This is a genomic window from Solibacillus cecembensis (genome assembly GCF_050272495.1).
Classification (GTDB): Bacteria; Bacillota; Bacilli; order Bacillales_A; family Planococcaceae; genus Solibacillus; species Solibacillus cecembensis.
Window position 1 is genome coordinate 47,830 of record NZ_JBNNMF010000010.1, and the last position, 18,403, is coordinate 66,232.

Here is an 18,403-nt window from a genome sequence, read left to right on the forward strand (position 1 = left end):
ATCGAGCAGGACATAACCTGCCCGATTCAATTTGAAATTATTCAATTGACTCTACTGGGTCTTCTTTATCGTCAGTAGGTTTTGGACTTTCCACTTCTGGAACTGGTGCAGTTGCTTCTTCCTCATCGTCAAGGTCGCGAAGTTCTACTTCCTCGTCGTTGATTGATAGCATCTTCACATCCATACCTAATGATTGAAGTTCTTTAATTAATACTTTAAATGATTCAGGAACACCTGGTTGTGGAACACTTTCACCTTTAACAATGGCTTCGTATGTTTTCACACGACCTACAACATCATCAGATTTTACAGTTAAAATCTCTTGTAATGTGTAAGCAGCACCATATGCTTCAAGTGCCCAAACCTCCATCTCACCGAATCGCTGACCACCAAATTGTGCTTTACCACCAAGCGGTTGTTGCGTTACTAATGAGTATGGTCCTGTTGAACGTGCATGAAGTTTATCGTCAACCATGTGGGCAAGTTTAATCATATACATGATACCTACAGATACACGGCTATCGAATGGCTCACCTGAACGTCCATCATAAAGCGTAGTTTTACCATCACGGTCCATACCCGCTTCTTCCATCGTTTCCCAAACATCATCTTCGTTAGCGCCATCAAATACAGGTGTAGCCATGTGTACGCCTAAATAGCGTGCTGCCATACCTAAGTGAAGCTCTAAAACTTGTCCGATATTCATACGCGATGGTACACCAAGTGGGTTAAGCATGATATCTACCGGTGTGCCATCTGGCATAAACGGCATATCTTCTTCTGGTAAGATACGCGAGATAACCCCTTTGTTACCATGTCGTCCGGCCATTTTGTCCCCAACGCGGATTTTACGTTTTTGAACAATATAAGCACGTACTAATTGGTTAACTCCTGGTGGTAATTCGTCGCCATCTTCACGATTGAATACTTTAACATCTAGGATAATACCGCCCGCTCCGTGTGGTACACGTAGAGACGTGTCACGTACTTCGCGTGCTTTTTCACCAAAGATAGCATGTAATAAACGCTCTTCCGCAGTTAACTCTGTAACTCCTTTAGGCGTCACTTTACCTACTAAAATATCACCGTCGCGAACTTCAGCACCGATGCGTATGATACCACGGTCGTCTAAATTACGAAGCGCATCTTCCCCAACGTTCGGAATATCACGTGTGATTTCTTCAGGTCCTAGTTTTGTATCACGTGCTTCTGACTCATATTCTTCAATATGAACAGATGTATATACATCATCTTTTACAAGGCGTTCACTCATAATAACCGCATCTTCGTAGTTAAAGCCATCCCATGTCATGAATGCAATAAGTACGTTTTGACCAAGTGCTAATTCGCCTCTTTCCATTGAAGGACCATCAGCTAAAATTTCACGAGGTTTCACACGATCACCAATTTTTACGATTGGACGTTGGTTATATGAAGTACCTTGGTTTGAACGAATGAATTTTTGTAATTTGTACTTTGTTAAATCACCTTTAACTTCTTTGCCGTCAATTGTTTCAATACGACGAATATGAATAGAACGTGCTTCAACATGTTCAACAATACCATCGAATTTTGCAATGACTGCAGCACCTGAGTCACGAGCATCAACATGTTCCATACCTGTACCTACATATGGTGCATTCGGGTAAAGTAATGGAACTGCTTGACGTTGCATGTTCGCACCCATTAACGCACGGTTAGAGTCATCGTTTTCTAAGAACGGGATACATGCAGTGGCAGCAGATACAACTTGTTTTGGTGATACGTCCATGTAGTCGATGCGATCTTTATTAAATATAGTGTTATCTCCACGGAAGCGTCCTACGATTTCTTCCTTCACGAAAGTACCATCTTCATTTAATAATGAGTTTGCTTGTGCAACTACATAGTTATCTTCTTCATCAGCCGTTAAGTAATGGATATCTCCCGTTACAGCACCCGTGTTTGGATCAACACGACGATACGGCGTTTCGATAAAGCCGAATTTATTTACTTTTGCGAACGATGAAAGTGAGTTAATTAAACCAATGTTTGGTCCCTCTGGCGTTTCAATCGGACACATACGACCATAGTGAGAATAGTGAACGTCACGTACTTCCATACCAGCACGCTCACGAGTTAAACCACCCGGTCCTAATGCAGAAAGACGACGTTTATGCGTTAATTCTGCAAGTGGATTTGTTTGGTCCATGAATTGCGATAATTGCGAGCTACCAAAGAACTCTTTAATTGACGCGATTACTGGACGAATATTGATTAATTGTTGTGGCACGATAGCAGCTGTATCGTTGATTGACATACGTTCGCGCACAACACGCTCCATACGAGATAAACCGATACGGAATTGATTTTGTAAAAGCTCACCAACTGAACGTAGACGACGATTACCTAAGTGATCAATATCATCTGTATTCCCTACGCCATATAATAAGTTGAAGAAGTATGATATAGAAGATATTACATCAGCTGGTGTAATATTTTTTACTTCTTCTCCGATATAAGCGTTTGAAATAACGTTAATTTCTTTTTGAGCTTCGTCATTTGGTGCAAAAATTTTGATCGATTGGATTGTAATATCCTCTTCTAATACACCACCAACTTGTGATAATGTACGGAAGCCCGTACCTGCTTCTAAATAAGGGATTAGCTTATCTAAAGTACGACGATCTAATAATGTACCTGCTTCTACAAGAATTTCACCTGTTTCAGAATCCACAAGTGTTTCTGCAATCGTTTGGTTAAATAAACGATTTTTAATGTGAAGCTTTTTGTTCATTTTATAACGGCCAACATTCGCTAAATCATAGCGTTTTGCGTCAAAGAAGCGAGAATATAAAAGGTTCTTCGCTGATTCAACTGTTGGTGGCTCACCCGGGCGTAAACGCTCATAGATTTCAAGTAGCGCTTTATCAGTGCTTTCTGTGTTATCTTTTTCAAGCGTGTTACGTAAGTATTCATTGTCACCAATGATATCTAAAATCTCTTGATCTGAACCGAAACCTAATGCACGTAATATCACTGTTGCTGGAAGTTTACGTGTACGATCGATACGAACGTATACAACATCCTTTGCATCAATTTCATATTCTAACCATGCACCACGGTTTGGTATCGTTGTTGCCGCAAAGCCTTTTTTACCGTTTTTGTCCGTTTTGTCGTGGAAATATACACTTGGAGAACGAACTAATTGCGAAACGATAACACGCTCGGCACCATTAATAATAAACGTGCCTGTTTCCGTCATTAATGGGAAATCACCCATGAAGACTTCTTGTTCTTTTACTTCTTTTGTTTCTTTGTTGTGCAAACGTACTTTTACGCGTAATGGTGCAGCATAAGTTACATCACGTTCTTTACATTCATCAACATCATACTTAGGATCCCCTAATTTATAGTCGACGAACTCTAATGAAAGATTACCTGTAAAATCTTCGATTGGAGAAATGTCGTGGAACATCTCACGCAAACCTTCTTCAAGGAACCACTCATAAGATGCTGTTTGGATTTCGATTAGATTCGGAAGCTCCAGCACCTCACTAATACGCGCAAAGCTTCTACGCTGGCGGTGTTGTCCGTACTGAACTAGTTGACCTGTCAACTCATTCACCCCTCAATAAAGCGATAATAGGTCTTTGCAAAACCTTACAAATAGTGTATGATTTCGAAAGACGGAAAGAAAACGAGTCTTTTTATAAGGCCTCATTTTTGATTAAACTAAATTTATTCTTAGTAAGTATACCCATAAGAAACTTTATGTTATGCAAAAGGGCACACTACCTCAAAATAATATTTTTGCATTTTATTATGTTATCATAGTCAATTTGTCAAGTCAATCTTCCGAGCCAATCTTACTTATTTTTTTGCACGTATGATCCAATACCCTTTTTTCTTCTCAACAACATCTACTTCTGAAAACATTCCCTCTAAATGACTCACTGTTGATGGCGCACCTTGCTTCTTCTGAATAACAACCCACAATTCACCATCTTCTACTAGTAACTCATAGGCACCGTCGTAAAACTTAAAAACTGTATCCTTACCAGCACGAATAGGTGGATTTGTTAAAATAGCTGCTGCTTTCGTTTCAGTTGATATAGCACTTAAGCCATCACTTTCAAAAATACGTACATTTTGAATCCCGTTTAATTGTGCGTTCTTTTGTGACAACGCAACTGCTCGCGTATTGATATCAACCATCAATACTTCACGCTTTGGATTTACCTTTGCAATAGACAACCCGATTGGTCCATAGCCGCAACCAACATCAAGTATATCCCCTATAACGTCTGGCATCTCAAAAGCATCGATTAACACACGGGAGCCAAAATCTACTTCGCTTTTGCTAAATACACCTGTATCTGTTTCGAACATAAATGTATTTCCTAATAAAGTAAACTTCCATTGGCGTGGTTTACTATCAGTTTGAGGCATATTGGAATAGTAATGTTCAGACATGTGACACGCCCCCCAAAAAATTGAAATAAAGAAAAGCTCGCCGCAATACTGTGACGAGCTTTTCTTATGAAGCTAAGCAATATACTTAGCAACGAAAGTTAAACTGAAATTATTTAACTTCTACTGTAGCGCCAACTTCTTCAAGTTTAGCTTTAACTGCTTCAGCGTCATCTTTAGATACGCCTTCTTTAAGAGCTTTAGGAGCGTTGTCAACAACCTCTTTAGCTTCTTTTAAACCTAATCCAGTGATTTCACGAACCACTTTGATTACTTTGATTTTTTCTGCGCCAGCTGCTGTTAAGATAACGTCAAACTCAGTTTTCTCTTCTGCTGCTGCTGCACCGCCAGCTACTACAGCTACTGGAGCTGCTGCTGTTACACCGAATTCTTCTTCGATTGCTTTTACTAAATCGTTTAATTCTAGAACTGTCATAGCTTTGATAGCTTCTAAGATTTGCTCATTGTTCATTTTAATTTCCTCCTATGGAATGTTTTATAGTTTTTAGGCCGTTAAGCCGTTTTTTGAAGTTGAGATGCGAAAATTACGCGCCTTGCTCTTCTTTTTGTTCTGCAACAGCTTTTGTTGCAAGTGCGAAGTTGCGCACTGGAGCTTGAAGTACAGATAAAAGCATTGAAAGTAGACCTTCGCGTGATGGAAGTTCTGCAAGGGCTTTAACGTCTTCAGCAGATGCCACAGTACCTTCGATAATACCCGCTTTAATTTCAAGCGCTTCGTTTTTCTTAGCGAAATCGTTGATGATTTTAGCTGGAGCTACTACGTCCTCGTTAGAGAATGCGATAGCGTTTGGACCAGTTAAAAATTCATTGATTCCTTCAAGACCAACAGATTCAGAAGCACGACGAGATAAAGTATTTTTGTAAACTTTAAACTCAACACCCGCTTCACGTAATTGCTTACGTAATTCAGTTACTTGCGCAACAGTTAAACCACGGTAATCTACAACTACTACAGAAGCAGCAGCTGAAAATTTATCAGCGATTTCTTGAACTTGAACTTTTTTAGTTTCGATTGCTTTGCTCATGATGACACCTCCTATTAGAATGAGTCATTTATACCGACAAAGAAAGCCTCTACATCTTAATAGACATAGAGGCAGAAAGTACATCATCTTAAAAAGAATCCGAACTCCTATGTCCTCGGCAGGATCATTAAGTGACAAGTCACTCCTACTGTCTACGGTACAAATGGATGATTCACAACAGCATCCATCTTACCAAGTAAGCGGTGTGTTGTCAATTAATATAATTTAAATTAACGGTTTCAATAACCGGAATAGATTATTTAGCTACTGAGCTAGTGTCCACTTTCACAGCAGGACCCATTGTAGTTGTAATGTTTACAGACTTCATGTAAGTACCTTTTGCTGCAGCAGGTTTTGCTTTTTGAACTACTTCAAATACTGCTAAGAAGTTTTCTACTAGGTTTTTAGTATCGAAAGAAACTTTACCGATTGGCGCGTGGATGATACCAGCTTTTTCAGCACGGTATTCAACTTTACCAGCCTTGATTTCTTCGATAGCTTTTGTTACGTCAAATGTAACTGTACCTGTTTTAGGATTTGGCATTAAACCTTTAGGTCCTAATACACGTCCAAGTTTACCAACTTCACCCATCATGTCAGGAGTTGCTACGATTACATCAAATTCGAACCAACCTTGTTGGATCTTTTGGATGAACTCTGCATCACCTACATAGTCAGCGCCAGCAGCTTGTGCTTCTTTAATTTTTTCGCCTTTAGCGAAAACTAATACGCGTTGAGTTTTACCAGTTCCGTGTGGAAGTACAACTGCACCACGGATTTGTTGGTCGTTTTTACGAGTATCGATACCTAATTTGAATGCTACTTCTACAGTTGCATCAAAGTTTACTGTGCTTGTTTTTTGCGCTAAAGCTACTGCTTCTTCTACAGAATATAGAGCTGCGCGGTCGATTAATTTAGCTGCATCTTGCAGTTTTTTACCTTTTTTAGCCATTATAATTTCCTCCTTGATTGTGGTTTTAACGGATTTGACCTCCCACGAATAAAGGTTGCGTACTCTTCAATCACTATCGGAGCGCCGCAACCTTCTTAAAAAACAAAACATCATCAAGTGTGAAGATGGTTATTAGTCTTCGATAGTAATACCCATGCTTCGTGCAGTACCTTCAACCATTAACATAGCAGCTTCAACTGAAGCAGCGTTAAGGTCTGGCATTTTTTGTTCTGCGATTTCGCGAACTTTATCACGTTTAACCGTTGCAACTTTTTTACGATTTGGTTCACCAGATCCTGATTGGATACCAGCTGCTACTTTAAGTAACACTGCTGCGGGTGGAGTTTTTGTAATAAAAGTGAATGAACGGTCTTCGAATACTGAAATTTCAACTGGAATAATAAGACCAGCTTGATCAGCAGTACGAGCGTTAAATTCTTTACAGAATCCCATAATGTTAACACCTGCTTGACCTAATGCAGGACCAACCGGTGGCGCTGGGTTTGCTTTACCAGCAGGGATTTGAAGTTTTACAACTTTAATAACTTTTTTAGCCACGAGACACACCTCCTTAAGTCCGTGATGTGGTAATTGGGTTACCCCTCCCACTCAATATCTGTTCGTCAGCTAACTTGCCGATAACATTAAAACTAAAATAATCACCTATCAAACAAATAGACAGGGTGACCTATGAAATAATAACACTTTTAATTTGCTTAATCAAGTAATTTAAATGTTATATTTTTTTAACTTGTGCAAAATCCAATTCCATTACTGTTTCACGGCCGAACATATCAACAAGGACTTTTAACTTCGCATTTTCGCCATCTACTTCTTCTACGCGACCTTGGAAATGCGCAAAAGGTCCCTCTAATACTTCAACAACTTCACCAACAGCAATGTTAACTTCACCCATTTGCATTTCTGTCATACCCATTTGTTCAAGCAGACGGTCCGCTTCTTCTGGTAATAACGGTGTTGGTTTTACCCCACCACCTGATGAGCCGATAAATCCTGTTACACCTGGTGTATTACGAACTACATACCACGCGTCATCTGTCATGATCAACTCTACTAATACGTAACCTGGGAAAACTTTACGCATTACTACCTTTTTCTTACCATCTTCTTTTACATCAGTTTCTTCGTGTTCAGCAACAATTACACGGAAAATTTTATCTTGCATTCCCATTGTTTCAACGCGTTTTTCTAAATTTGCTTTCACTCGGTTTTCATAACCCGAATAAGTATGGACTACATACCAATTTTTCTCCATATAGGTAGGACTAAATCGTCCGTCCCTCCTTTACTTAAAAATGTGTTAGGCATTTTACTGCCTGTGCACAAAAATTCTTCATTCTATATCAATTATACCTCAGCATAATCGTGTCTTGTTTGCGATTGTTTGGACACTCGCAAAATAGCAACTTAATTAGACCTTCATTTATCTCACCGTTTATAAAAACGTGAGAACTCCATAAAAGAAGTAAAGGCAAATGAAAAAACCCGTTATATAATATGGACGGGCTATTTCGAAATATTAACATGGGACAACTTATAAAGACAAGAACCAACGGAATAATTCTGAGAATCCTAAATCTACTACTGTAAAGAATAACGCCATAACGATAACCATTGAAATAACTACTACCGTATACTTTGTTAGCTCTTTACTTTTCGGCCAGCTTGTTTTGCGCATTTCTGAACCGACATCTTGGAAAAAGTTTGTCACTTTACTCATCTTAGCCTAACCTCCGAACAACTTGTTTATCTATGCTACATTTATAACGTTTGTTTATGCACTGTATGTTCATTGCAATGCGAGCAAAATTTCTTTAATTCAAGACGCTCTGTTGTACCTTCTTTTCTTGGTACATTGTAGTTTCTTGAGCCGCATTTTTCACAACTTAAAACAACCTTCTTCGCCATTAACGATCACCTTTTCGGCAGTTTGTCTTTTAAAGACTAACACCTAATTTTCTTGCTGTCAACACGCGTCAATACTCATTAAGTCATTTCTTTCAACTCAATATGACGCTCCAATTTCCGCTTCACACGCTGCAGTGCATTATCAATTGATTTCACATGTCGATTCAATTCTTCTGAAATTTCATTATATGATTGTCCTTCCAGATAACGAATCAACACTTGCTGCTCCAATTCACTTAAAACTTCCCCCATCTTTTTCTCAAGATGACTATAATCTTCACGATTAATTATTAAATGCTCAGGGTCTTCTGAAATCGGGCTCGTGATAACATCCATCAATGTTCGCTCAGACTCTTCATCGTAAATCGGTTTGTCTAATGAAATATATGAATTAAGCGGAATATGCTTTTGACGTGTCGCTGTTTTAATCGCGGTAATAATTTGTCTAGTAATACATAATTCTGCAAATGCACGGAACGACGCAAGTTTATCTTCCTTAAAGTCACGAATCGCCTTATACAAGCCAATCATTCCTTCTTGGATAATATCTTCCTTATCCGCACCAATTAAAAAATAAGATCTAGCTTTTGCTTTCACAAAAAGCCGATATTTCGAAATTAAAAAATCTAACGCATCAGAATTGCCTTGATGCACTTGTCCAACAATGGCTTCATCTGTTAATTGTTCAAACTGCTGTATGACTTGAATCTTTTCACTTTTAAGCAATGACATCACCTCAGCTACGCTAGAATCATTAGGAATAGTATAACTTAACTGGAATTTATGGGCAAACGATTACTTGAGACCTCTACGCCATTTTTCAAATTGTAACTCTACATCCTTTGACAATTTAATCCTCGAGGCTGGCATATCTTCCTGCGTTTCTTTAACTTTTGTCGAAATTTTTGATTGGATTATTTGCATTTCAATTTCAAATTCACGTGCAGATTTGCGTAATGCACCATGTCCAAATACAACATTTTGTTCGGTCATATCGGATGTCGCAACATGAATTTGAATTTTTCTTCCTTTTAGCTCAGTCGATAACTTTTCAATGCGTTCGTCTGCTGTTTCATTTTTACGTGTATAAATAACCTCCACAGCATGACGCACGTATAGCTGTTCGGTACCTGGAACGAGATGTGCATCAAACACAACAATGACGCGCCATCCCGTGTGTGCTTTATATTCCGCCATGCGTTCAATTAAACGATTACGCGCATCCTCAAAATGCGGTTCACGCAACGGACGTAACTCACTCCACGCACCAATCATATTATAGCCGTCTACCAGCAATATATTTCGCATCACCTCATCCGTTAACTTCTTGTCGCTTGCGGTACACTTCGTACATAAGCAATGCCGCTGCTACCGAAGCATTTAAAGATGTTACATGTCCAACCATTGGTAAGTGGTATAAGAAATCACATTTATCTTTTAATAGACGACTCATTCCTTTTCCTTCGCTACCAATAATTAAAGCGAGCGGTAATGTAGCATCCATTTTTCGATAATCCGCCGAACCTTTTGCATCGGTTCCAGCAATCCAGACGCCACGTTCTTTTAACTCATCTATCGTTTGCGCTAAATTTGTAACACGCACAACTGGAACATGCTCAATGGCACCCGTTGATGCTTTCGCTACGACCGCAGTTAAACCAACCGCGCGACGTTTCGGTATAATGATGCCGTGCACGCCAATCGCATCGGCTGTACGCATAATTGACCCTAAGTTATGCGGGTCCTCTAACTCATCTAATACGATAAAGAACGGATCTTCCTTTTTTGCTTGCGCGGCATTGAATAAATCATCTAGCTCTGCATAATCATAAGCAGCAACCGATGCCACCACACCTTGGTGATTGGCATCCGTTAATTGATCTACTTTTTTCTTTGGTACGAATTGCACTAAAATACCGCGCTCTCGTGCTAAATCAAGCAATTCATTAATCCCTGTCTTTTTTACACCTTCAGCAATCCAAATTTTATTCATTTCGCGACCTGAGCGTAATGCTTCTAAAATCGGATTCTTTCCTGCAATCATTTCTCCAGTTTGTTCCGTCATGTTACGACACTCCTTTTGACTGTTCTACGATTTGAATTGCGTAGTCAATAATTTCATTGGCACGATCATGCTGTTTACTTAAAAATAGACTACCTAGTACCGCTTCAAAACCAGAACTATTTCGGTAAGTGCGCACATCGGTATTTTTTGGAACGGAGCCAGATTTGGCATTGCGCCCTCTGCGAAATACTGCCTGCTCCTCTTCTGTTAAAAATTGTTCTTCAATCATACGGTAAGCGATTATTGACTGCGCTTTTGCTGAGACATATTTCGTCGCTTCTTTATGGAGCGTATTCGGCTTTACTTTACCTAGTAATAGTAAATGCTCGCGAATTCTTTGCTCTAGCACGGCGTCTCCCATATAAGCTAACGCTAAAGCATTCAGTTGTTTTACATCTTGCTGTCTTAAATTATGCATTTACTGACCTCGTTTCCAGCGCGTCCCTTGACGAGTGTCTTCTAAAACGATATCCATGCTAAGCAACTGATCACGAATTTCATCAGAGCGTGCAAAGTCTCGGTTTTTACGCGCCGCAATACGTTCTTCTAATAACGCTTCAATTTCTTCGTCAAGTAAGCCTGCTTCTACTTTCACTTGAATGCCTAATACATCCCCGATAATTGTAAATGTATCTAAAATTGCTTGTAACACTTTCGAATCTGTATTCGTTTCTTTTAAATAGACGTTTGCAATACTTGAAAGTTCAAATAATGCTGAAACTGCATTAGCTGTATTGAAGTCATCATTCATTGCTTCTTCAAAATTCGTTTTCACTTGCGCAATTTCTCCGAGCCACTGTTCGCTTCCTTCCGCAAGTCCCGCCGTTGCTGTTAGGCGATGTGCGACATTGGCATAAGCTGTACGAATACGCTCCAGACCATTTTTCGCAGCTTCCACTAAATCTTGCGCAAAGTTAATCGGATGACGGTAATGAACCGATAACATAAAGAAACGTAATACTTGTGGGTCGATTTGTTGACGAATATCATGCACTAAAATAAAGTTCCCTAATGATTTCGACATTTTTTCGTTATCAATATTGATATACCCGTTATGCATCCAGTAATTTGCAAATGTTTTGTCGTTATGTGCTTCTGATTGTGCAATTTCATTTTCATGGTGTGGGAATGTTAAATCTTGCCCACCAGCATGAATATCAATTGTATCGCCCAAATGTTCACGAGCCATTACTGAACATTCAATATGCCAGCCTGGTCGACCCTCGCCCCATGGAGATTCCCATTTCACTTCTCCTGGTTTTGCTGCTTTCCAAAGTGCAAAGTCAAGTGGGTCTTCTTTCTTTTCACCCGTTTCGATACGTGCACCTATTTTTAAATCGTCCACAGATTGATGCGATAATTTTCCGTAGCCATCAAATTTACGTGTACGGTAATAAACATCTCCTTGTGATTCATACGCATATTCTTTATCAATTAATACTTTTATAAACTCAATAATGTCATCCATATGTTCCGTTACACGAGGGTGAGCATCTGCTTTTTGGCAACCTAATGCCGTAATATCTTCAAAATACGCCGCAATAAAACGCTCCGTTAAAGCAGTTGTTTCCTCGCCTAATTCATTGGCTGCTTTAATAATTTTATCGTCAACGTCGGTAAAGTTCGAAACAAACTTTACTTCATAGCCTGCATATTGGAAATAACGGCGAACTGTATCATACACAATTACAGGGCGTGAATTCCCAATGTGAATGTAGTTGTAAACAGTTGGACCACAAACATACATTTTTACCTTCCCTTCCTCGATTGGATGAAAGGGTTCTTTTTGTCTTGTAAATGAGTTGAAAATTTGAATCGTCATTATCATTGCTCCTTTTTCAAATTAGAAATTTCTTGTTGTAATTTTTGGATTGTTTTCTCTAATGAATCGCAACGATCTCCAACTGGGTCGGGAATATTTTGATGGTCTAATTTCTTCGCCCCCGTACGAATACCATCAATCATTACCACTTTCCCAGGAATCCCTACGACTGTTGCATTTGGTGGAACCTCTTTTAACACAACCGAGCCCGCGCCAATTTTACTATTTTCACCGACTGTAATCGAACCAAGCACTTTTGCACCGGTTGCAACGAGCACACCATCTTCTAATGTCGGATGGCGCTTTCCTTTTTCTTTCCCTGTACCGCCTAGTGTTACGCCTTGATAAATCGTTACGTCATTCCCTATTTCACATGTCTCGCCAACAACGACACCCATTCCATGATCAATAAAGAAACGGCGACCTATTTTTGCCCCTGGATGAATTTCAATTCCTGTAAAAAATCGACTTACTTGTGAAATGACACGAGCAAAGAAGAATAATTTTCTTTTGAAAAACCAATGTGCAATACGATGCGACCAAATCGCATGCAAACCAGAGTACGTTAAAACAACCTCAAATACGCTCCGTGCCGCTGGATCATTCTCAAAAATATTATCAATATCTTCTTTCATTCTTTTAAACATACAGTTCCCTCCCCCTTTTTAAAACCCCATTTATTTCTTTTTTTAGCCACTAAAAAAACGCCTCTATCACCCTAAATTAGGTGACAGAGACGCTTGTATCGCGCGGTTCCACTCTGGTTGAAGAAGTACATAGACTCTTCCGCTTAAAATTGCCCGATAACGTGGACAAAGCGATTTAGCCTACTACAACGTTCAACTAAATACTCGAAGGTGCATTTCAGTTTTGCCCTAACCTAGATCACTTTCAGCCGATGATGATCCTCTCTAATAGGCGTGCGCCACGTACTTCTCCTTCTCAACGCGTTATGTTATGTGTAATGTACATTCATTTTACATTTATTCTATGAAAAATCAATGTTTTTGATTACTACTGTGCAAATTTTTCTACGCGAGCAATCGCCTTTTCCTTACCAATTAAGCTAATTGCATCTGCTAGCTCAGGACCATGTGTTTGACCCGTTGTTACAACACGAACTGGCATGAATAAGTTTTTACCTTTTGCCCCCGTGTCTTTTTGAACCGCTTTAATTGCCGCTTTAATAGAAGGCGCATCAAATGCTTCTAATGCTTCTAATTGCAATTTAAATGAAGCCATTACTGCTGGCACCATTTCACCTGCTAATACTTCTTTTGCTGCTTCATCATATTCAATTTCTTCAGTGAAGAATAGGCTAGAAAGTTCTACGATTTCCGAACCAAAGCTCATTTGCTCATGGTAAAGACCGATTACTGCAGAAGCCCAAGCATGTTGCTCTTCTGTTAACGTTTCTGGTAGAACATTTGCTTTTTGTAAATGCGGTAGCGCAAGTGCCACTACTTCTTCATGAGATAACTTTTTAATGTACTGATTATTCATCCAAGTAAGTTTTGTTTTATCAAACATTGATGGTGATTTTGATAAACGTTTTTCATCGAATAATTGAACAAATTCATCATGCGTAAAGATTTCTTCTTCCCCTTCTGGAGACCATCCTAGTAAGCCGAAGAAATTGAACATAGCTTCCGGTAAATAACCCATGTCCTTATACTGTGTAACGAATTGAATAATTGACTCATCACGTTTTGATAACTTTTTACGGTCTTCGTTTACGATCAGCGTCATATGGCCGTATCGTGGATATTCCCAGCCAAATGCATCAAAAATCATCATTTGTTTTGGTGTGTTTGATAAATGCTCTTCTCCACGGAATACATGTGTAATATCCATGAAGTGATCATCTAATACAACCGCATAGTTATACGTTGGGATACCATTTGCTTTTACTAATACCCAGTCACCAATATCCTTCGATTCGAATGATACTTCTCCGCGAACTAAATCTGTGAATTTATACGTGACATTAGCTGGGATGCGCATACGAATTGTATGTGGAATGCCCGCTGCTTCTTTTTGTGCTACTTCTTCAGCTGATAAATGACGGCATTTCCCCTCATACATAGGTGCCGCTACACCATTTGCTTTTTGAGTTTCGCGAGCAGCCTCTAATTCTTCTGAAGAACAGAAACATTTGTAAGCTTGACCTGCAGTAAGCATTTTCTCTGCATGCTCTTTGTAAATATCTAAACGCTCCATTTGACGGTATGGTGCATAAGGTCCGCCAATATCAATTGACTCATCCGGTGTAATACCTAACCAGCGTAAGTTATCAAGCTGTGACGCTTCTCCACCTTCTACATTACGCTCAATGTCTGTATCTTCAATACGCACCACGAAAGTACCGTTATGATGTTTTGCATATAAATAGTTAAATAACGCTGTACGTGCCCCGCCGATGTGTAAAAACCCTGTTGGCGATGGTGCATAACGAACGCGAACTGTTTTAGTCATGATTGTGCCTCCTAAATTTGCTTCTATTCTTATTTTTAATCTTTCTCATTGTTCATTTTACCATTTGCAAATGCTAAATTAAAGTTGCTCTAGCCGAAATTTGGAGCACCTCGCATTTTATGCTTTGATTAATAAAATTGTTACCATTGCAGCAATGCCTTCTTCACGACCAACAAAGCCCAATTTCTCCGTTGTTGTCGCCTTTACATTCACTTGAGACGGCTCTGCATTTAATAATTCGGCAATGCGATTTTGCATCGGTACAATATACGGTGCCATTTTTGGACGTTGTGCCATAATCGTACAGTCAACATTCCCTAATTTGTAGCCGCGCTCCTCTACCATTTTCCAAATATACGCTAGTAATTTGGCTGAATCCGCATCTTTCCACTCTGGATCTGTATCTGGGAAGTGACGTCCAATATCCCCTTCTCCAATTGCCCCAAGCGCTGCATCTGTCACCGTATGTAAAAGTACATCTGCATCTGAATGCCCTAAAAGTCCACGTTCATGCGGGATTGTGATACCCCCAATAATTAATGGGCGACCTTCCGCAAATGCGTGTACATCAAATCCTTGTCCAATTCGAAACATATATCACACTAGCCTATCGAATGTAGATAAACTAGCCTTCACCTTCTTTCTAATTTTCTCTTTAACCTTAGTATAATCAACTTCCGATAAAAGCACTAATTTTTGTGCAATTTAACAAAAACGCTAGCGCATTTTTGGTGCACGACCCAAGTTGTATGATACGGTTGAATCATTTATTCGTTCCCTACTTATCACCGTTCTAATTGGTTTATTCCTCTTAACTACGGTAGGCTAAAATCTTAGACTTTCCGATAAAACCGAAATGAAAAAACACCTCGGAAGTTTAAATCCCTTCCAAGATGCTTATAGTTACTTACACTTTACGATGATTTAATATCGCTTCGCCAAAAATTAAATCTTCTTTCGTTGTCATTTTAACATTTTCATAATCGCTTTCCACAATATGAATTTCATGTCCTAAACGTTCAACGAGCATTGCCTCATCCGTCCCTAAAAAGCCTACTTTTTCTGCGACATCTTGCGCTTCAACAATTAAATCAAAACGAAATGCTTGAGGCGTTTGAATCATCCATAACGATTCCCGGTCTACCGTCTCTTTAATAAGCCCTTCCTTTACAATTTTCATCGTATCTTTCGCACGAACCCCCGCAATAGCCGCGCCCTTTTCAAACGCAACTTGTGCCAGCTTTGTAATCGTTGGTGTCGTAATGAATGGGCGGGCCGCATCGTGGACAAGTACAACTTCCACTGCTGTCATCTCTTTAATACAAGAGTGAACCGAATGCTGACGTTCCAAACCACCTGTTGGTAATCCCTTTACTTTGGTAATTTGATATTGTTCAAGCAATGTTTGAATAGATGCACGTTCTTCATCTTTTACGGCAAGCCAAATTCCTGTGCAATTTTCATCTTGCTCAAAAACCAATAATGTATGCACCAAAATAGGCTTCCCTGCTAATGGTAAAAATAATTTATTTTGCCCAGCTCCCATGCGCTTCCCACTACCAGCTGCTGGTAAAACGACTTCATAACGCAAAAATCTTCACTTCCCTAATCTTCTTTCGGCTTCGCAAAGATCATGCGCCCAGCCGACGTTTGGAGTACACTCGTTACTGTTACTGTAATCGCCTGCCCGATATAGCTACGACCACCTTCTACTACTATCATTGTACCGTCATCCAAATATGCAACGCCTTGATTATGCTCTTTCCCATCTTTAATGACGACAACTTGCATATTTTCACCCGGGATAACAACAGGTTTAACCGCATTCGCTAAGTCATTAATATTCAATACTTGAACACTGTGCAATTCACAAACTTTATTTAAATTGAAATCATTTGTTAAAATTTGCGCGTCCATTTTTTTCGCCAAACGCACTAATTTTAAATCAACTTCTGCTACATCGTCAAAATCAATTTCAGTAATCAAAACTTTTGAAGCACGTTCATCTTGGAGACGCTTTAAAATATCTAGCCCTCGACGACCACGTGTACGCTTTAATGTGTCTGAAGAATCCGCAATATGCTGTAATTCTGTTAGTACAAACTGTGGAACAACAAGTATCCCTTCAACAAATCCCGTTGTAGAAATATCTGCAATTCGACCGTCTATAATGACACTCGTATCAAGTAATTTATAACGCTCCCTTGCTTCCGTTGGAGGTGATTCTGCTGATCTTTTTTTGGAAGAAGCACTTCCCGTAAACATGTTCTGAAGCTCTTCTCGCTTACTAAAGCCAAATCGGAATCCTAAATACCCTAAAATAATCGATAAAATCACCGGAACAACTGCTGTCACCTCGAAAAGGTCCAATCGATTTATCCCGACTCCAATCAATGTTGCAACACTTAATCCAACAATCAAACCAAACGTACCGAATAATAAATCAGCAACAGGTAATTTAAACAATGTTTCCTCAGACCATGTAATGAGCCTCACAAAATAATCGGATAACACAAAGGACAACACAAATAACAAAGCAGCACCTATCGCAACCGAGATATATGGATTAGTAAGCCATGGACTAGATGATAAATTCATAAACTCGTATAATGGCGGTAAGAAATTAAGACCTAATACTCCCCCGATAAATAAAAAAGCTACTTGAATAATTCGCTTTAACATGCTATTCACCTCCTAAAAATAATTATACATGTATCATTCATTTGATGCGACGAACAAGTCCCAAATTTGTACTACAACAGTATTCGATATATTTCATTGATTTACAACAAAATGCGCTACCTTATCTTTATTATTCCTCAAAAATGAGCCTTTTAACGATATTTCCTTTGTTAAATTTGTATTATATTCATTCTTTAATGACACTCTTCCTTCAAAAATATACCATCTTGTAGTTGATTACATTATTTTAGTATATTATCCGTAATATAACAGTTTCGAATACATCATAAGTTAGGAGAATGCGTTTTGAATACAACAAAAGAAATAAAAATTTCGACTGCTGATCCGTCAGCCATAGGTTTATTTGGATTAGCAATCGTGACGTTTGTTGCGTCCACTCAAAAACTTGGATGGACAGACGGGTTAGGTTTAGTTCTTCCTTGGGCAATTTTCTTAGGCGGCATTGCTCAGTTTTATGCATCTGCATTAGATGCAAAACATAATAATACATTTGGTACAACAGCATTCGGTGCTTACGGCTTATTTTGGATGGGTGTTGGTACAAGCTGGTTAGTACAAGCTGGCGTGTTCGGTGAAGCATTACAAGTATCTGCTGATACGCGTCAGCTAGGTGTTGTTTATTTAGGTTACTTAATCTTTACCCTGTTCATGACGATTGGAGCAGCAGAAACGAATAAAGTTTTATTTGCCATTTTCGTTATGATTGATTTCCTATTCGTTGGTTTAGCTTTAAGTTCATTTGGCATTATGGAGAACGGCATGCACTTACTAGCTGCTTATTCAGAACTAATTATTGCCCTTCTATCATTTTATGGTGCTGGTGCAAATGTTTTAAATAAGCATTTAGGCTTTAAGTTTTTACCGATTGGCAAGCCATTTGGTATTTTCACAAGAGAAGCATTCGCGAAAAAAACTTCATCTGCAAAAGCTTAATATAAAGGGAAGTCGCCATTTTGGTG

At 39.1% G+C, this 18,403-nt stretch carries 20 protein-coding genes and 2 other annotated features; of the genes, 1 reads left to right on the forward strand and 19 read right to left on the reverse strand.

Annotated elements, in window-relative coordinates; translation table 11 throughout:
* Positions 1-37 precede the first annotated feature (37 nt).
* The 19 genes from rpoB to ACQKIH_RS10615 form a co-directional block, all read right to left on the reverse strand.
* Entirely contained in the window at positions 38-3,598 is a 3,561-nt protein-coding gene (gene rpoB, locus ACQKIH_RS10525) for a DNA-directed RNA polymerase subunit beta (protein WP_057986325.1), read from the reverse strand.
* Positions 3,599-3,852: 254 nt separating this feature from the next.
* Positions 3,853-4,455 carry a class I SAM-dependent methyltransferase gene (locus ACQKIH_RS10530; protein ID WP_427765764.1) on the reverse strand — a complete coding sequence of 201 codons (603 nt, stop codon included), beginning with the start codon at positions 4,453-4,455 and terminating at the stop codon, positions 3,853-3,855.
* Positions 4,456-4,564: 109 nt separating this feature from the next.
* Positions 4,565-4,924 (reverse strand): 50S ribosomal protein L7/L12, encoded by a 360-nt coding sequence (gene rplL / locus ACQKIH_RS10535; RefSeq protein ID WP_057986328.1) that lies wholly within the window; start codon positions 4,922-4,924, stop codon positions 4,565-4,567.
* A 73-nt stretch (positions 4,925-4,997) separates the two neighbouring features.
* Positions 4,998-5,498: a 50S ribosomal protein L10 gene (rplJ, locus tag ACQKIH_RS10540; RefSeq protein ID WP_057986330.1), complete on the reverse strand. Its 501-nt coding sequence runs from the start codon at positions 5,496-5,498 to the stop codon at positions 4,998-5,000.
* A gap of 31 nt (positions 5,499-5,529) precedes the next feature.
* Positions 5,530-5,674: a sequence feature (ribosomal protein L10 leader region), on the reverse strand.
* A gap of 80 nt (positions 5,675-5,754) precedes the next feature.
* The gene (gene rplA / locus ACQKIH_RS10545) at positions 5,755-6,450 is read right to left on the reverse strand and encodes a 50S ribosomal protein L1 (protein WP_057986332.1); all 696 of its coding nucleotides are present in this window, start codon (positions 6,448-6,450) and stop codon (positions 5,755-5,757) included.
* 132 nt (positions 6,451-6,582) lie between these two features.
* A complete protein-coding gene (gene rplK, locus ACQKIH_RS10550; RefSeq protein ID WP_008406998.1) occupies positions 6,583-7,008 on the reverse strand; it encodes a 50S ribosomal protein L11 in 426 nt (141 codons plus the stop codon).
* 178 nt (positions 7,009-7,186) lie between these two features.
* Positions 7,187-7,726 carry a transcription termination/antitermination protein NusG gene (gene nusG, locus ACQKIH_RS10555; RefSeq protein WP_057986334.1) on the reverse strand — a complete coding sequence of 180 codons (540 nt, stop codon included), beginning with the start codon at positions 7,724-7,726 and terminating at the stop codon, positions 7,187-7,189.
* A 279-nt stretch (positions 7,727-8,005) separates the two neighbouring features.
* Positions 8,006-8,191, reverse strand: coding sequence for a preprotein translocase subunit SecE (secE, locus tag ACQKIH_RS10560; protein WP_057986336.1), 186 nt, complete (start codon positions 8,189-8,191; stop codon positions 8,006-8,008).
* A 41-nt stretch (positions 8,192-8,232) separates the two neighbouring features.
* On the reverse strand, positions 8,233-8,379 hold the full coding sequence (gene rpmG / locus ACQKIH_RS10565; protein WP_057986338.1) for a 50S ribosomal protein L33: 147 nt from the start codon (positions 8,377-8,379) through the stop codon (positions 8,233-8,235).
* A gap of 78 nt (positions 8,380-8,457) precedes the next feature.
* Positions 8,458-9,105: an RNA polymerase sporulation sigma factor SigH gene (gene sigH / locus ACQKIH_RS10570; RefSeq protein WP_083493682.1), complete on the reverse strand. Its 648-nt coding sequence runs from the start codon at positions 9,103-9,105 to the stop codon at positions 8,458-8,460.
* 69 nt (positions 9,106-9,174) lie between these two features.
* Positions 9,175-9,687, reverse strand: coding sequence for an NYN domain-containing protein (locus ACQKIH_RS10575; protein ID WP_057986346.1), 513 nt, complete (start codon positions 9,685-9,687; stop codon positions 9,175-9,177).
* Between the two features lie 4 nt (positions 9,688-9,691).
* A complete protein-coding gene (gene rlmB, locus ACQKIH_RS10580; protein WP_057986348.1) occupies positions 9,692-10,444 on the reverse strand; it encodes a 23S rRNA (guanosine(2251)-2'-O)-methyltransferase RlmB in 753 nt (250 codons plus the stop codon).
* Between the two features lies 1 nt (position 10,445).
* Positions 10,446-10,862, reverse strand: a complete 417-nt coding sequence (locus tag ACQKIH_RS10585; protein ID WP_057986350.1) for a Mini-ribonuclease 3 — start codon at positions 10,860-10,862, stop codon at positions 10,446-10,448.
* Positions 10,863-12,266: a cysteine--tRNA ligase gene (cysS, locus tag ACQKIH_RS10590; RefSeq protein ID WP_427765771.1), complete on the reverse strand. Its 1,404-nt coding sequence runs from the start codon at positions 12,264-12,266 to the stop codon at positions 10,863-10,865.
* Between the two features lie 2 nt (positions 12,267-12,268).
* On the reverse strand, positions 12,269-12,913 hold the full coding sequence (gene cysE, locus ACQKIH_RS10595; RefSeq protein WP_057986354.1) for a serine O-acetyltransferase: 645 nt from the start codon (positions 12,911-12,913) through the stop codon (positions 12,269-12,271).
* An 82-nt stretch (positions 12,914-12,995) separates the two neighbouring features.
* Positions 12,996-13,221, reverse strand: a binding site (T-box leader).
* A 59-nt stretch (positions 13,222-13,280) separates the two neighbouring features.
* The gene (gene gltX / locus ACQKIH_RS10600) at positions 13,281-14,741 is read right to left on the reverse strand and encodes a glutamate--tRNA ligase (RefSeq protein ID WP_427765774.1); all 1,461 of its coding nucleotides are present in this window, start codon (positions 14,739-14,741) and stop codon (positions 13,281-13,283) included.
* 117 nt (positions 14,742-14,858) lie between these two features.
* Positions 14,859-15,335, reverse strand: a complete 477-nt coding sequence (gene ispF, locus ACQKIH_RS10605) for a 2-C-methyl-D-erythritol 2,4-cyclodiphosphate synthase (protein WP_057986357.1) — start codon at positions 15,333-15,335, stop codon at positions 14,859-14,861.
* Between the two features lie 313 nt (positions 15,336-15,648).
* Positions 15,649-16,332, reverse strand: coding sequence for a 2-C-methyl-D-erythritol 4-phosphate cytidylyltransferase (gene ispD, locus ACQKIH_RS10610; RefSeq protein ID WP_427765777.1), 684 nt, complete (start codon positions 16,330-16,332; stop codon positions 15,649-15,651).
* 14 nt (positions 16,333-16,346) lie between these two features.
* Positions 16,347-17,423 carry a PIN/TRAM domain-containing protein gene (locus ACQKIH_RS10615; RefSeq protein WP_427765779.1) on the reverse strand — a complete coding sequence of 359 codons (1,077 nt, stop codon included), beginning with the start codon at positions 17,421-17,423 and terminating at the stop codon, positions 16,347-16,349.
* A gap of 306 nt (positions 17,424-17,729) precedes the next feature.
* Here ACQKIH_RS10615 and ACQKIH_RS10620 point away from each other — a divergent pair, with 306 nt between their 5' ends.
* Positions 17,730-18,377, forward strand: a complete 648-nt coding sequence (locus tag ACQKIH_RS10620; protein WP_427765782.1) for an acetate uptake transporter — start codon at positions 17,730-17,732, stop codon at positions 18,375-18,377.
* Positions 18,378-18,403 lie beyond the last annotated feature (26 nt).

Bases quoted from the DNA above. Each gene is read 5' to 3' on its own strand.
- cysS (WP_427765771.1), bottom strand. From the start codon at position 12,266: ATGACGATTCAAATTTTCAACTCATTTACAAGACAAAAAGAACCCTTT.
- ACQKIH_RS10575 (WP_057986346.1), bottom strand. From the start codon at position 9,687: ATGCGAAATATATTGCTGGTAGACGGCTATAATATGATTGGTGCGTGG.
- ispF (WP_057986357.1), bottom strand. From the start codon at position 15,335: ATGTTTCGAATTGGACAAGGATTTGATGTACACGCATTTGCGGAAGGT.
- rpmG (WP_057986338.1), bottom strand. From the start codon at position 8,379: ATGGCGAAGAAGGTTGTTTTAAGTTGTGAAAAATGCGGCTCAAGAAAC.
- rlmB (WP_057986348.1), bottom strand. From the start codon at position 10,444: ATGACGGAACAAACTGGAGAAATGATTGCAGGAAAGAATCCGATTTTA.
- secE (WP_057986336.1), bottom strand. From the start codon at position 8,191: ATGAGTAAAGTGACAAACTTTTTCCAAGATGTCGGTTCAGAAATGCGC.
- ACQKIH_RS10585 (WP_057986350.1), bottom strand. From the start codon at position 10,862: ATGCATAATTTAAGACAGCAAGATGTAAAACAACTGAATGCTTTAGCG.
- ACQKIH_RS10615 (WP_427765779.1), bottom strand. From the start codon at position 17,423: ATGTTAAAGCGAATTATTCAAGTAGCTTTTTTATTTATCGGGGGAGTA.
- rplJ (WP_057986330.1), bottom strand. From the start codon at position 5,498: ATGAGCAAAGCAATCGAAACTAAAAAAGTTCAAGTTCAAGAAATCGCT.
- cysE (WP_057986354.1), bottom strand. From the start codon at position 12,913: ATGTTTAAAAGAATGAAAGAAGATATTGATAATATTTTTGAGAATGAT.
- nusG (WP_057986334.1), bottom strand. From the start codon at position 7,726: ATGGAGAAAAATTGGTATGTAGTCCATACTTATTCGGGTTATGAAAAC.
- rplL (WP_057986328.1), bottom strand. From the start codon at position 4,924: ATGAACAATGAGCAAATCTTAGAAGCTATCAAAGCTATGACAGTTCTA.
- rplA (WP_057986332.1), bottom strand. From the start codon at position 6,450: ATGGCTAAAAAAGGTAAAAAACTGCAAGATGCAGCTAAATTAATCGAC.
- gltX (WP_427765774.1), bottom strand. From the start codon at position 14,741: ATGACTAAAACAGTTCGCGTTCGTTATGCACCATCGCCAACAGGGTTT.
- ACQKIH_RS10530 (WP_427765764.1), bottom strand. From the start codon at position 4,455: ATGTCTGAACATTACTATTCCAATATGCCTCAAACTGATAGTAAACCA.